Below are 14,739 nucleotides of genomic sequence, written 5' to 3' on the forward strand. Positions count from 1 at the left end.
TTCTGCATTTCTAACCATGGTTTTGGGCATTTAATGCGTAACTTAATAGTGATTAAAGAGTTTTTAGAACTTAACAAAAAAATTATTATTATATCCGGAAAAAAGCAATTAAAGTTTTTGCGGATATATTTATCATCAACGCAACTGAATGTTAATAATTGTGTTTTTATTGAAATGAATAATGATTTTGGGCTTAGAGTGAGAAAAGATTTTTTAAAGCTTGATTATGATAAAATCTCAAATGGAGTTGAAAGTCATCTAAAGCAATTTCCTGATTTGATTGAACTGGGTAAAAAGATTATTGAAAAATATCATGTAACACATATTATTTCTGACGTTACTCCGTGGGTTCTTACCTCTACCAAAGAAATGAATATTAAGTCAACTTTGCTGGCAAGTTTTACGTGGTTGGATATATATGAGGAATTTCTTCCCGAGAAATTATTAGAACTATTTATTAAGAGTTATAATGATGCACAACAAGTTATTTTTTATGAACTTGCTAATCCCCAGACACTAAAAAGATTTTCTAGTGGAGTTAACGTTGGCTTGGCTTCGCGAAACATGTCAGTTGATAGAATTAATGAAATTAAGAGTGAATTTGATAACACAAAAAAGACAATTTTTGTATCTGTTGGGATGAGTAACAACGGGGTTTATAGTTCTTACGATGTTGAAGAATTGCCATATAATTTTATTACGACTCATGGTGTTGGAGTAAAAGGCAAGAATGTTAAGCAATTGCCAATAGATGTTTTAGATACTCAAAATTATGTTGCTGCCAGTGATTTTTGTATATCCAAGGCAGGTTGGACTTCAATATCTGAGATGTTGCTTTCTAAGAGACCAATGGCACTGATTAGACGAGACGATAATGCAGAAGATCGTTACTTGATTAACAAACTTTGTAGAAGAAAGCAAGCCATTGCAATAGATTTATTTGAACTTTCTGATATTGGGAAAATCATTACGAAGATGCAAAAAGTTGAGTGGGGAAGTTATGATTATCAAAATGACTCTGATAAGATAGCAAATCTTATCATTAATTATTAGTATTCCAGCTAAGTCTGAATTCTTTAGGTGAGATTTCTTCCTTTTTTTTGAAAACACGGCTGAAGTAATTTGCATCGTCTAGGCCTACAGCTTGCGCAACTTCCTCAATTGTTTTATTAGAAAAGCGCAGCATTTTCTTGGCTTCGCTGATTCTAACATTAGTGAGATAGTTATTAACTGTGATATCATATTCTCTTTTGAAGACTTTGCTGAGATAATATTTATCAATGTAAAAGATATTTGAAAGGGAATCGAGTGTTATTCTTTTATAGTAATTTTGGTCGATGAAGTATTTAACTTCTTCGCCTTTTTTTTGTTTCTTACCATTTTTTTCAGTATTAATACCATACCAAGTTTCTTCCATTAAGTTATTTAGGAATAAAGCAAGTTGACTATATATCTGCATGTCTTGAGTAAATGAATTAGAATTGGCAATTGCTTGAATATTTGCTAGTATCCTAATGTATTTCTGCAGATTTTCAGATTTAAAATGATATTTTCCACCACGTTGGCAATATTTAGCGAATATTTGTTTAGCATTTGTTCCATAGAAGTGAATCCATTTAAGAGTCCAGAGTTCTTTCGAAGTCTGATGTAAATATTCATTCTCGCAGTCAATAAAAACACAATCACCTTCTTCTAAGTTGTAAACAGTATCTTCATATTTGAGTATTCCGTTACCCTTTAAAACAACAAAAAAAAGTAACGAATTTAAATTTTTTCGCCCACTTGTATGTTTTTGTTTGGCAGTTAATTCACCCACTTCTTGTAAGAAAAGTAAATTGTTCCTTGCGAAAGTAGATGGTGTATAGATAGTGCGGTTTGATCTTACTATGTCTCCATGAAATAAAGAATTATTCAAAATGTTCTCCTCCGTATAATAATTATAATCAATAAGCCAAGATAATGCTACAACAACTCAAGATATTGACTAATAATATATTTTAAAATAATTATAATTAAGATAGTATTTTAAAACTGTTTGAAAGTAGGAATAGTTATGATTAAAAAGGCATTAATTACAGGTATTACAGGGCAAGATGGCTCATACTTAGCCGAATTTTTAATTGAAAAAGGATATGAGGTCCATGGTATTACTAGGAGATCCTCACTTTCTAATACGGGGAGAATAGATCACTTAATTGCTAATAATGAAATCAAATTACATGATGGTGATTTATCTGATTCATCAGGTCTTATTAGAATCATTGGTGAGATTGAACCGGATGAAATATATAACCTAGCTGCACAATCACATGTCCAAGTTTCATTTGATGTACCCGAATATTCAGGGGATGTGGATGCTCTTGGAGTATTACGAATTCTTGAAGCTGTTCGTGTACTTGGATTAACAAAAAAGACAAAGGTTTATCAAGCGTCCACATCTGAATTATATGGAAAGGTTGAAGAAGTTCCCCAAAAAGAGACTACACCTTTTCATCCATATAGTCCTTATGCAGTTGCTAAGCAATATGGCTTTTGGATTACAAAAGAATACCGCGAAGCATATAATATGTTTGCTGTTAATGGAATTTTATTCAACCATGAATCTGAACGTCGTGGCGAAAACTTTGTAACCCGCAAGATAACACTTGCTGCAGGTAGAATTGCTGAAGGATTGCAAGATCATCTTGAACTTGGAAATATGGATTCGCTTCGCGACTGGGGGTATGCAAAAGACTATGTTGAATGTATGTGGTTGATTTTGCAACATGACTCTCCAGAAGATTTCGTGATTGCAACAGGCGAACAACATACGGTACGTGACTTTACTGAAAAGACGTTTAAGGCAAATGGCTTCAATATTCGTTGGGAAGGACAAGCTCTTGAGGAAAAAGGTTACGATGAAGCAACTGGGAAACTCTTGGTTTCTGTTAATCCAGAATGGTTCCGACCAACTGATGTTGATAATTTATGGGGAGATCCTACAAAGGCTAAGACTGTCCTTGGATGGAACCCACAAAAAACGAGCTATGAAGAATTAATTAAAATTATGGCCGAACATGATAGAAAATTAGCGAAAAGAGAATTAGCTATTAAGAATGCAAATGCAACTAAATAGTTGAAGGGAAGCTTTTACTTATGATGGAAAAAGATGCAAAAATATATGTTGCTGGACATCGTGGAATGGTTGGTTCGGCAATTGTTAGAGGTTTAGAAAAACAAGGGTATCATAACATTATTACAAGAACACACAAGGAGCTGGATTTAATCCGTCAAAGTGATGTTGAAGATTTCTTTGAACAGGAGAAACCGGATTATGTATTTTTAGCAGCAGCAAAGGTTGGCGGTATTATAGCTAATCAAGAGGCATTGGCCGATTTTATGTATGATAACGTGATGCTTGAGATGAATGTCATTAATTCTGCATTTAAGAATCATGTTAAAAAGCTTGAATTTTTAGGTTCGTCATGTATTTATCCCAGATTAGCACCACAACCAATTTCAGAAAAAAGTTTGCTTACATCTTCTTTAGAGCAGACAAATGAGGCATACGCACTTGCCAAAATTTCAGGATTGAAGTATTGCGAATATTTGAATCGTCAGTATGGAACTAACTATATTTCTGCAATGCCAACTAATTTATATGGTGCAAATGATAATTATCATCCAACACATAGTCATGTTGTTCCGGCTCTCATTCGTCGTTTTCATGAAGCCAAAATTAACAATTTAAAAACAGTATCATGTTGGGGGAGTGGAACGCCATTGAGAGAATTCCTCTATGTTGATGATTTGGCAGATGCAAGTATCTTTTTGATGAATAATTATGAAGGTAATGAAACAGTAAATGTTGGAACGGGCAAAGAACTTACGATTAAGGAATTAACAGAATTGGTAGCCAAAGTTATCGGTTATCAGGGTGAAATTACATGGGATAGTACAAAGCCAGATGGTACTCCACGTAAATTGTTAGATGTTTCTAAATTGAAGGGTCTTGGCTGGACCTATTCCGTAGAGCTTGAGGACGGATTAAAATTGGCATATGAAGATTTTCTGAATAATCCTGTAAGAGCGGAAAGATAAGCTTTTTATAATTCATAAGAAGGTGAAAATGTGAATATTGTGTTGCTTTCAGGTGGTTCAGGTAAACGACTCTGGCCATTATCCAATGATATTCGTTCCAAACAATTTATTAATATTTTTAAAAGTAAGAATAAAACTTATGAGTCAATGGTTCAACGTGTGTTTGGTCAAATTAAGAGAGTTGATAATGATGCGGAAATTACGATTGCTACCTCTAAGAGTCAGGTTTCAACACTGCATCATCAACTCGGTGATGATATTTCAATTTGTGTGGAACCAACTCGACGAGATACTTTTCCTGCTATTGCTCTTGTTGCAGCCTATCTGCATGATGTAAAGCATGTTAGTAAAAATAATGCTATCGTTGTCTGCCCAGTGGATCCATACGTTGAGGATGAATATTTTGGTGCCTTAAAGGTACTTGAGACCTTAGCAGAAAATGGTTCATCGAATCTTGTACTTATGGGGATTGAGCCAACATACCCAAGTGAGAAATACGGCTATATTATACCTGAGGACGATAGTACGATTAGTAAAGTAGATTCATTCAAAGAAAAGCCAAATGAAGAAACTGCCAAAAAGTATATTGAACAAGGTGCATTATGGAATAGTGGTGTGTTTGCTTTTAAACTAGAATACTTGCTTAATAAGGCACATGAATTGATCGATTTTGCAGATTATGAAGATCTTTATAATAAGTATGATCAACTAGAAAAAATTAGCTTTGATTATGCTGTTGTTGAAAAGGAATCTGATATCAGTGTAATGCATTTTGGTGGCGAATGGAAAGATTTAGGAACTTGGAATACTTTAACTGAGTCAATGGAAGAAAATGTCATTGGCAGAGGAATTCTTGATGAAACGAACTCTGATGTGAATATTATTAATGAATTAAACATTCCGATTCTTGCTATGGGCTTAAAAGATGTTGTTATTTCTGCAAGTCCTGATGGAATTTTGGTCTCGAATAAGGAACGTTCTAGCCAGATGAAGCCATATGTTGAGAAGATAAAACAACGTGTGATGTATGCTGAAAAGTCATGGGGTAAATTTCAAGTGATTGACGTTGAAGACAAGAGCTTAACGATACTTGTGTCTCTTAATGCAAATCATAGTATGAATTATCATAGCCATGAACATCGACAAGAAACTTGGACGATTGTTTCAGGAGAAGGGTCTGTTTTGCTTGATGGTGTTGAGCGTAAAGTAACGGAGGGAGATGTAATCTCCATTGAAACAGGAGTTAAACATACTTTAAAGGCAATCACGGATCTTAAAGCTATTGAAGTTCAAATGGGTAAAAATATTTCAGTTAAAGATAAAAAAAAGTATCAATTGATTAAGCAGAAGGGGCAAGAAGATGAGTAATGCAGAATTGAACTTTAAACAATGGTCCAGTTATCATTTGGAAGATGAAGATCTTACTAGTGAGTTAAAACAAATATCCTCAGATGAAGAGCAAATAAATGATGCATTTTATCGTGATTTAGAATTTGGAACAGGAGGATTGCGTGGTGTAATCGGTGTAGGCACGAATCGTATGAATGTCTATACTGTTGCTAAGGCTTCTCAGGGCCTGGCTAATTATGTTGTCCAGAATTTTAAGAAGGAGCAACAAAAAATAGCGATTAGTTATGATTCGCGAATCAAATCTGATAAGTTTGCACAGGTTGCTGCTGAAGTATTTGTTGCCAATGGAATTCAAGTATATATGTATTCTAAAATTATGCCTACTCCTACGTTGTCATTTGCTGTTCGTGAATTAGGATGTGCAGCTGGAATAATGATTACCGCTTCACATAATCCCTCTAAGTACAATGGGTACAAGGTCTATGGCCCAGATGGTTGTCAAATTACAACTGAGGCAGCGGCTGTAATACTTGCTGAGATTGAAAAACTTGATATTTTTTCAGATGTTAAAAGAGTGGATTTCGCAACTGCAATTGAAGAATCAAAAATTACCTATATTGGTAATGATATTTTTGACAAATTCATCAAAGAGGTTCAGAGTCAATCATTATTAGGCAATGAAGAAGTTGATAAGGATGTCGCAATTATTTACTCACCGCTTAATGGAACAGGTTTGATTCCTGTTACAACAGTGTTAAAGAAAAGCGGTTTTAATAATATTACAGTTGTTGAGGAACAAGAAAATCCTGATGGGAATTTTCCAACTTGTCCCTATCCTAACCCCGAGATTCGTGAGGCAATGGCACTAGGAATTCAGTATGCACAGAGAAAGAACGCAGACCTATTATTAGCAACTGATCCTGACTGTGATCGTGTAGGAATCGCAGTTAAGAATAGTAAAGGTGAACACGTACTTCTTTCAGGTAATGAGACAGGTATGCTTCTACTAGATTATATTTGTTCACGTAGAATTGCGCTTGGAACGATGCCTAAGAATCCTGAATTGGTAAAGACAATTGTTACTATTGATATGGCTGATAGAATAGCTGCTCATTATGGAGTCAAAACAGTTAATTTATTGACTGGATTCAAGTTTATTGGAGAAGAGATTGGAAGATTAGAAAAAGAAGGACACAAAGATTCTTACATTTTTGGTTTTGAGGAAAGTTATGGGTACTTGAGTGGTACATATGTAAGAGATAAAGATGCTGTTAATGGAGCATTTTTAATTTGTGAGATGTTTGCGTATTACAAGAGCCAAGGTATTAGTCTATTAGATAAATTAAACGAGCTATATTCAATCTATGGTTATACACTAAATACGTTACATTCCTATGCATTTGAAGGTGAGACAGGGTTTGAAAAAATGCAGAGTGTAATGAATGCATTTAGAGGTAATATACAAAATATTGGGTCGGAGAATGTGGAGAAAGTCGATGATTTTAGTAAAGGTATTGGTGATTTACCAAAATCTAATGTGTTAAAGTTTACTTTAAATAACAATTGCTCTGTAGTTATCAGGCCTTCTGGCACAGAGCCTAAATTGAAAGCTTATATTTCTGTTAGTGCGGATAGTAGTAATGAGGCAAAAAATAAAGAAAAACACATAGTTGAATTTTTAGAATCGATAATTAAATAACTGGTGTAAAATGAAAAAAGTGGCATCGTGGGCAGATGATACCACTTTTTACGTGTAATTAAATATATTTTAAAATAAATAATTTAAAAGTATTTATTTTGTTTATTATTTTGGTATACTTAAAGACGGTATTTTATTTAAGAAATTGCAGATATAAGGGAGGAAAAAGTGATTTATGTCTGGAAATAAAGAAAGATTATCAGGGGATAGACATCATCGTAAGAATAAAAGGAAGAATGGTGCTTGGAAAATTATTATCACTCTTTTAATATTTTTCTCGGTCATTATTGGTGTAGTTGTTGCCAAGGTATATAATGATACGAAAAGTGCAGTTGATACTACATACCACAAAGTTAAGCACGATAGTGAACGTAGTGCAACAAGAACAATCAGTAATGGAAAACCATTTTCTATCTTACTTTTGGGAACTGATACAGGCGATTACGGACGTACATATACAGGTCGAACTGATACAATGATGGTTGCAGTTGTCAATCCTAATACGAAGAAGACAACTTTGGTAAGTATTCCACGTGATACGAAAGTTGCTATTCCAGGGCATGGTTTTGAGAACAAGATTAATTCAGCTTATACATATGGAGGTACCAGTATGGCAATGAATATTGTACAAAGTTATCTCAATGTTCCTATTGATCATTACATTGAAATGAACATGGGGGGCTTGGTCCAATTATCTGCAGCCCTTGGGTCGATTACAGTAAATAATGACTTGGACTTTACTAATTTAGGGTATCACTTCAAAAAAGGCAAAGTTACAATTGATAAAAGCAATATTCTTGCCTATACTCGCATGAGATATCAGGACTCTCGGGGTGACTATGGGCGACAATTGCGGCAACGACTCGTCTTAGAAGGCCTTGTTAAGAAGATTGCAACTGTTCAAGGAATTACTAAGTACCAGAGTATCTTATCTGCACTATCCAGTAACATGAAGACTGACATCACGTTCAATGAGATTAAAACAATTGCTACTAAGTATCGTTCTGCCGATGAAGTTAAGCAGATTCAACTTCAAGGATATGGTAAGATGATTGATGGAATCTCATTCCAAGTTGTCCCGCAAAAAAATGTTGATGCAGTGACTAAGGAACTAAAGACTGCGTTGGAATTAAATAATTAGTATAGGAGTAGATTAATGAGTGAAGAAGTAAATAACGAGACCGTGATTGATCTCCGCCGACTTTTTGTCTTGCTTAAGAAGAATTATCTTGGAATTATTTTATGGGGAGTATTAGGGGCAATAATAGCCTTTCTTGTCTCCTTCATCTTGATGACCCCTAAATATAGTGCGTCGATTGATTTATTGGTCAATCAGAAGGCAAGTAATGAGAGTTTACAATATAATGTGCAGCAGGCTGATTTGCAGGCAATTAATACCTACAAAGATGTTATTCAAAAACCGGTTATTTTAGACCCTGTTGTGAAAGAATTACGTCAGAAGGATAATTATGCTGGTAATGCAGAATCTTTGGCAAATTTAGTAACTATTTCTAACGAGACTAATTCACAAGTATTAACAGTAACTGTTACTGATACGAATGCATATACTGCAGCTGATCTGGCTAATAGCATCGGCAGAGTTTTCAGTCAGAAAATTAAGAAGATGATGAAGGTTGATAATGTAACGGTTGTTACCAAGGCAACGGCGAATACAACTCCGGTGTCTCCAAATAAGAAACTTAACCTATTAATTGGGATAGTTGTAGGTTTATTAATTGGAATTGCAATCGTTGTTATCAAGGACTTACTCGATACAACGGTTCGTGATGAGAAGTTCTTGACGGAAGAACTTGGACTTACGAGTTTAGGTGCAATCAGTCATATTCAAGGCAAGAAGTATCGTCGTGTTGTCAATGTAACAGTTGGTGGCAATGTCGATAGTGAGAAGCTTTCACGTCGAAGAGTATAGGAAGGAGGTCAATATAATGTTTGGATTTAAAAACAAAATGAAGAAAAAGAATGAATTGTCCATGGATTCAATGCAGAATGGTGTCGAGATGATTTCTGCCGCTGATCCAAGTTCAGTAATTGCTGAACAGTTCAAAACTGTTCGGACGAATATTCAGTTCTCTAACGCTGATCATAGTTATCGCAATATCCTTTTGACCTCTTCGATGGCCTCGGAAGGAAAATCAACGATTGCTGCAAACTTAGCGGTAACCTTTGCTAACCAAGGATTAAGAACTTTGTTGGTTGACGCTGATATGCGCAGACCGACTATCAATGCAACCTTTAGTATTGCAAATCCCAAGGGACTGACTAATTATTTGACTGACCGTGATTTTGACGTCAATCAAGCAATCTATGAGACCTCTGTTGAGAATCTCTTCGTTATGCCAAGTGGTCCAGTACCGCCTAATCCGGCTGAATTATTGAACTCAAAGCGGATGGATCTTTTGATCAAGGCACTCTCTGAACAACTTGACTTGGTTATTTATGATGCTCCACCATTGTTATCTGTTACTGATGCTCAGGTTCTCTCAACCAAGGTAGAGGGTACAATTCTTGTGACACGTCAGAATACTACTGAGAAAGACGCTGTGAAGCATGCTGTTGACTTATTGAAGCACGTAAATGCTAACATTATTGGTTCGATTTATAACGATGTTCGTTCAGAAGGCGGGAGTGGATACTATGGCTATTATGGATACGGATATTACGGAAAATCTGACAAAGAGCAAAAAAATAGTTGATCTGCATTGTCATCTGATTCCAGGGATTGATGATGGATCACCTGATTTAGAGCACTCATTAGAGCTTGCACGGCAAGCTGTTGCTGAGGGGATAACGCATATCTTGGCTACACCACATCATTTGGATGGTGATTACGTTAATCATCGTGCTGATGTGATTAAGCACGTTACGGACTTTCAGCATGAATTAGATAATCATGGAATACCGCTTGTTATTTTTCCTGGACAGGAAGTTCATATTAATGGAGACTTGAATGAAAAGTACGATGACTTACTTGGAATTGATGAAGATAAGAAGTATATGCTGATTGAATTTCCTCATGGCTCAGTTCCTGCATACGCTAAGCGTTTATTCTTTGAATTACGCAAGTTGGGAACGACTCCTGTGATTGTTCATCCAGAACGTAATCATGAGATACAGGAGAACTTGAATCTTTTGTATGATTTTATTGCTGATGGTGCTTTAGCTCAGTTAACTGCTACTAGCTACATTGGGGGTTTTGGCGAGAAAGTTCAGAATATCTCTGAACAACTGATTGAACACAATCTTGTACAGATTTTTGCATCCGATGCGCATGCACTGAAGGGGCGGAGCTTTGCTTTGCGAGAAGCCTTCTTGAAGCTACGTACTGAATTAGGGCAAGTTAAAGTTGATGAATTTGAAACCAATGCGGAGAATCTGCTCAATGGTTTACCTGTTTTTGCGAAAGACTACTCGCAATTTAAAAATAAACAAAAAAAATTTTGGTTTTTTAAATAAGTTATAATGACGGGACAAGTTAACAGCTTGTTCTTTTTTTGATTCTTCCTGTTGGAAATTCTAACCTAGTATTTTTACATGACTATCTTTTATGATCTAGCAACAATAACTATAAGGGCCTTTCCTCTACTCATTAAAATCTTCATGTTGGTTGATTTTAATGAATGAACGAAGATGTCCTTTTTTTGTTTAATAATAATAATATAGTCCTTGTAATTTAAAGTATTAACAGTTAAAACTAGCATTAATTATTATCAAATTAATATTATAAAAAAATATAAATAATGAACAAGATGATTAATTTTAGAGATTTAAAAAAATAATCACTCTAAGTGTGATAATATATTACTTGATTTACAAATGAAATATTTTAAAAAGTATCCGTTTGCTTAGTAGTTTTAGGTATTGAAATATGATATGATAAAATTCAATGAAATATGAATTTTTTATGAAATTAACTTGTTTTTTACCTATAATCTCAAATGGGGGACTACGATGAAGAAGGTTTTATTAATCCTTAGTTTTGTTTTTGCACTATTTTTCTTTAGCAACCTTAGTGTGTACGCAGATAGCACTTCAACAACTAATATTAAAATTGATGGTAGTTTTGATGATTGGAATAATGTAGCTAAGACAAAAGTTGGTTCAGGTTCTTACTATAACGAAGCAGCGGTTGTTGAGGGGGATACTCTTTATGTTTATGTAGATACTAAGGATTACACATGGGGATATATTCCTACCTGGGGTGGGTACACTATTAATGTTGGTGGAAATTCATATTATGCTAATTTTAGTGGAGGTAGTTCAAACTTTACAACTACAGGTTCTTCTAATAGTGCTAATTTTGGTACTGTTGGAACTGGTGTTGAAGTTCAGGAAAATCAAGGACAAACAAAAATGTTTGAATTCTCATATTCTCTTTCTAAGATGGGAATTTCTGATTTAAGTAATCAGGTTGTTACAGTAAGTAATTCATCGATGGGTACACAAGCAGTAAAAGCTGAGAATATTGGAAGTTCTACTTCTTCCGATAGTTCAAGTTCTTCAAGTAGTTCAAGTTCCTCAAGCGGTGCGAATTCATCCACTTCATCTTCAAGCTCATCAAGTTCTTCTGAAAGTAAGAATAGTACAGGTGAGTATACAGTTGGCAATTACAATATTGTAATTGATGGTAGTTTTTCTGATTGGAAGGATATCACTAAGACGGATATTTATTTCAACTATGATCTTTATAACATTAAAGAGGGGGCAATGGTTTCAGACGGAACCTACCTCTATATTTATATCAGGATGGATTACACTGTTACTAATGATGCGTACAGTCATTTACAAGCTTCAGGGTATGTCTTGACAGTTGGGGGGACAAAATATGATCTAACCATTGTTAATCCAGGAACAGGTACTCCAGTTACTAATAATCTGAAAAATGTTGGTGACACCCAAAAAGTGGGCATAGATTTATGGAATGGAGCAAAACAAAAAAATACAATTCCTAGTGACGTTGAAGGTATGGCTGCAAAAGTCTATGGAGATAAGAATGCACCAACTGATGCAGTAGAACTGAAAATACCGTTAAGCGATTTAACAACTTCAAGTCAATCTGGTCAGATTATAACTTTGAAAAATGGGAATTTAGGTGATCAAACTCTTACAATTTCTGGTGGGAGTACGGGCCCTATTATTTTGGCAGTTATTGGTTTGACAATTGCAATAGTAGGTGTTTGGAAGTTTAATGAACGTCGAAATAGAAAAAAGGTTTAGGTGAATAGATGAACCCATTACTTATAATTGGAACTGTCATTTGGCTATACGTCTTGACAGTTCTTAAACGAACACAATTAATGGCCTATTTCTTTATCATTGGAAGTGTAGGTCTCTTCTTTATCTTAATTACTCTTAGCAATCCTTATTGGGTGTGGTTCTTTACACATATGGTAATTCAGGGAGTAAAGGGATTTGGGCTTCTTACAGGAATGTGCACTGTAATGTCTAAATATGGTGCTGTCCATATTGTAAGCGGGGATCTTTCCAGTTTATTGATGACAATTGATTACGAATGTTCAGGCATAATTGAGACTTCTGCTTTTGCAGCATTAGTCCTCTTCTTTCCAGCGTATTCAAAGAAAGAACGACTTTTTTATGTTGTTTTAGGCACACTTTGGATATACCTTGCTAATGTAATTCGGCTCATAATTGTGGTTATTATTGTCCATTATCTTGGATATTCTGCTTTCTTCTTAGCACACACCATAATTGGCAGACTAGTTTTTTATGGGTTAGTAATTGCACTTTACTATAATATATTTACCTATTCTCAATTGTCTCAAGGACTGTACAATAGATTTAAGTCAACTTTTTTAACTAGGAAAGGAAGTGCAGCTCATGATTAGTTACTGGATGGACTTAACTTTCCTTAAAATGGGATTTTGGATTACATGGACGATAATTCCTGTTGTAGTAGAGATTATTCCAGCTTTTTTATCAAGTATTCACTTACTGTTCAGCTACTATAAAAGGCCGAAGTTAATCATGCCTACCAAGTTGCCGGTAATAACGCTAATTGTACCTGTCTATAATTCAGCAGATACACTATTTCAATGTATTGAATCAATCGCGAAGTCAACATATCCGACTGATTTGGTTCAAGTGATTGTAGCTGATAATCAAAGTACAGATGACAGTTTTTCTGTTTTCAGTCATGCTCAGAATGTTTTCAGCGATTTGAATATGCAGATTATCCATACTGACAAGGGTAAGGCACGGGCACTCAATTCAGCTATTTACGGTGCAATTGGAAAGTACGTGATTAATATTGATAGTGATGGAGTTTTAGATGCAAAGGCATTGATGAACATGGTACTTCGTTTTGAAAACAACGAAAATATTGCTGCAATGACCGGCACCATATTATCCAATCGGCAACTTATTAAAAAAATTAAGAGTCCATGGCATAAAATGGTTGCAAAAAATGAATATTATGAGTATGCACAAGCTTTTTTGTCTGGACGGACAATCGAATCATTTCGAAATGAGTTATTTACTATGTCTGGTGCTTTTTCAGCATTTAGAAGAGATGTACTACTCAGAACCTTTATGTATAATGTCTCTACAGTCGGTGAAGATACAGATATGACTTTTCAAGTCAGACAGCGGCTGGGAGAACAAGTTGTATTGTGTCCAGATGCTGTTTTCTATATTGAACCCGTATCCGGAGTGGGGGAATTGTATACACAAAGACAGCGATGGCAACGAGGTCAATTAGAAACTTCAAAGGACTTTTCTGAGAATAAAACAATTGGATTAATGTCATTTTTTAAGAACTTTGTTGTTCGTCGTTTAATTATTGATCATACATTTATGTTTCCCAAGATGATATGGTTCTTTGCGACTTTTGTATTGCTATTTTTCAGGTATTCACCAGTGATATTGCTTGTTTCATATCTATTAATTTATATCTTATATGTCCTAGTATGTATCTTGAATTATGTGTGTGTTCGAATTTTGTTACGTCCTTTTCCGGATGAACGAATCTATTATCGGAAACTCTGGTGGGTTGTTTTTACTTTTCCATGGTATAACTTGATTTGTTCGATTATTAGATTTATCGGGGCGATTAATACGATTACAAGACCAACCAATTGGAACTCTGAGAAGTTCTCTGTTGAGGCTAAACGTGTTGTTACACGAATGAAAGATGATGTTAAAAATCTGAGGAGGGATAAGAAGAATGAGTAAATTGTACAGAACCTATAGGATTCGCTCATACGTTAATGCTAGCCACGCTATGAGATGGGAGAATGGTACTGGTGAAAAGCACAATCATACATGGGAATTAATTTGTGAAATTGGAATCAATGACGAGAAAATGATTATTTTCAATGATATTGATAAGGTAATAGATGGAGTTACATCATATTTTTCGGGGAAGTTTCTCAATGATTTACCAGAATTTGAAGATAAGAATCCATCGTTAGAAAATTTAACAGAAATTCTTTTTAAGTTATTTGAAGCACCTTTACATGAAATAAATGCGAGTTTAATCAAGCTCGAAGTTGGTGAGTCACCAACCCGGTTTTATGCGATTACAAGTTCATTATTTTTCGGAGAAAAGCAATGATTCTTTATTAGGCAACACA

Annotated in this window: 14 protein-coding genes; 13 read left to right on the top strand and 1 reads right to left on the bottom strand. The window is 34.9% G+C overall.

All coding sequences use genetic code 11. From position 1 onward, the window contains the following. The first annotated feature begins 33 nt into the window (after window positions 1–33). Window positions 34–1,053: a hypothetical protein gene (locus tag G6O70_RS06980; protein ID WP_157047942.1), complete on the top strand. Its 1,020-nt coding sequence runs from the start codon at window positions 34–36 to the stop codon at window positions 1,051–1,053. Here G6O70_RS06980 and G6O70_RS06985 read toward each other — a convergent pair. Continuing rightward, on the bottom strand, window positions 1,043–1,915 hold the full coding sequence (locus G6O70_RS06985) for a helix-turn-helix domain-containing protein (RefSeq protein WP_057869120.1): 873 nt from the start codon (window positions 1,913–1,915) through the stop codon (window positions 1,043–1,045). The genes G6O70_RS06980 and G6O70_RS06985 overlap by 11 nt on opposite strands. 138 nt (window positions 1,916–2,053) lie before the next feature. Between G6O70_RS06985 and gmd the strand changes: the two genes are divergently transcribed. The 12 genes from gmd (at window position 2,054) to G6O70_RS07045 (ending at window position 14,720) form a co-directional block, all read left to right on the top strand. Next, window positions 2,054–3,115, top strand: a complete 1,062-nt coding sequence (gmd, locus tag G6O70_RS06990) for a GDP-mannose 4,6-dehydratase (RefSeq protein WP_057869119.1) — start codon at window positions 2,054–2,056, stop codon at window positions 3,113–3,115. A 20-nt stretch (window positions 3,116–3,135) separates the two neighbouring features. Next, window positions 3,136–4,080 (top strand): GDP-L-fucose synthase family protein, encoded by a 945-nt coding sequence (locus tag G6O70_RS06995; RefSeq protein WP_057869118.1) that lies wholly within the window; start codon window positions 3,136–3,138, stop codon window positions 4,078–4,080. A gap of 30 nt (window positions 4,081–4,110) precedes the next feature. After that, window positions 4,111–5,448, top strand: coding sequence for a sugar phosphate nucleotidyltransferase (locus G6O70_RS07000; protein ID WP_057869117.1), 1,338 nt, complete (start codon window positions 4,111–4,113; stop codon window positions 5,446–5,448). Then, window positions 5,441–7,129, top strand: a complete 1,689-nt coding sequence (locus G6O70_RS07005; protein ID WP_057869116.1) for a phospho-sugar mutase — start codon at window positions 5,441–5,443, stop codon at window positions 7,127–7,129. The genes G6O70_RS07000 and G6O70_RS07005 overlap by 8 nt, the downstream gene beginning before the upstream one ends. 175 nt (window positions 7,130–7,304) lie before the next feature. Further along, window positions 7,305–8,270 carry an LCP family glycopolymer transferase gene (locus G6O70_RS07010; protein ID WP_057869115.1) on the top strand — a complete coding sequence of 322 codons (966 nt, stop codon included), beginning with the start codon at window positions 7,305–7,307 and terminating at the stop codon, window positions 8,268–8,270. A gap of 15 nt (window positions 8,271–8,285) precedes the next feature. Continuing rightward, entirely contained in the window at window positions 8,286–9,059 is a 774-nt protein-coding gene (locus G6O70_RS07015) for a YveK family protein (RefSeq protein WP_057869114.1), read from the top strand. Between the two features lie 16 nt (window positions 9,060–9,075). Beyond that, window positions 9,076–9,843: a CpsD/CapB family tyrosine-protein kinase gene (locus G6O70_RS07020; RefSeq protein WP_057869113.1), complete on the top strand. Its 768-nt coding sequence runs from the start codon at window positions 9,076–9,078 to the stop codon at window positions 9,841–9,843. Continuing rightward, entirely contained in the window at window positions 9,785–10,603 is an 819-nt protein-coding gene (locus G6O70_RS07025) for a tyrosine-protein phosphatase (RefSeq protein ID WP_083481886.1), read from the top strand. Before G6O70_RS07020 ends, G6O70_RS07025 begins: the two co-directional genes overlap by 59 nt. Window positions 10,604–11,098: 495 nt before the next feature. Then, on the top strand, window positions 11,099–12,364 hold the full coding sequence (locus tag G6O70_RS07030) for a Firmicu-CTERM sorting domain-containing protein (RefSeq protein ID WP_057869112.1): 1,266 nt from the start codon (window positions 11,099–11,101) through the stop codon (window positions 12,362–12,364). An 8-nt stretch (window positions 12,365–12,372) separates the two neighbouring features. Next, window positions 12,373–12,993, top strand: a complete 621-nt coding sequence (gene xrtG / locus G6O70_RS07035) for an exosortase family protein XrtG (protein WP_057869111.1) — start codon at window positions 12,373–12,375, stop codon at window positions 12,991–12,993. Further along, window positions 12,986–14,338 carry a TIGR03111 family XrtG-associated glycosyltransferase gene (locus tag G6O70_RS07040; protein ID WP_057869110.1) on the top strand — a complete coding sequence of 451 codons (1,353 nt, stop codon included), beginning with the start codon at window positions 12,986–12,988 and terminating at the stop codon, window positions 14,336–14,338. Before xrtG ends, G6O70_RS07040 begins: the two co-directional genes overlap by 8 nt. Then, window positions 14,331–14,720, top strand: a complete 390-nt coding sequence (locus tag G6O70_RS07045; RefSeq protein ID WP_057869109.1) for a 6-carboxytetrahydropterin synthase — start codon at window positions 14,331–14,333, stop codon at window positions 14,718–14,720. Before G6O70_RS07040 ends, G6O70_RS07045 begins: the two co-directional genes overlap by 8 nt. Window positions 14,721–14,739 lie beyond the last annotated feature (19 nt).

Origin of the sequence: Liquorilactobacillus hordei DSM 19519, assembly GCF_019443985.1 — a bacterium.
Taxonomy (GTDB): Bacteria; Bacillota; Bacilli; order Lactobacillales; family Lactobacillaceae; genus Liquorilactobacillus; species Liquorilactobacillus hordei.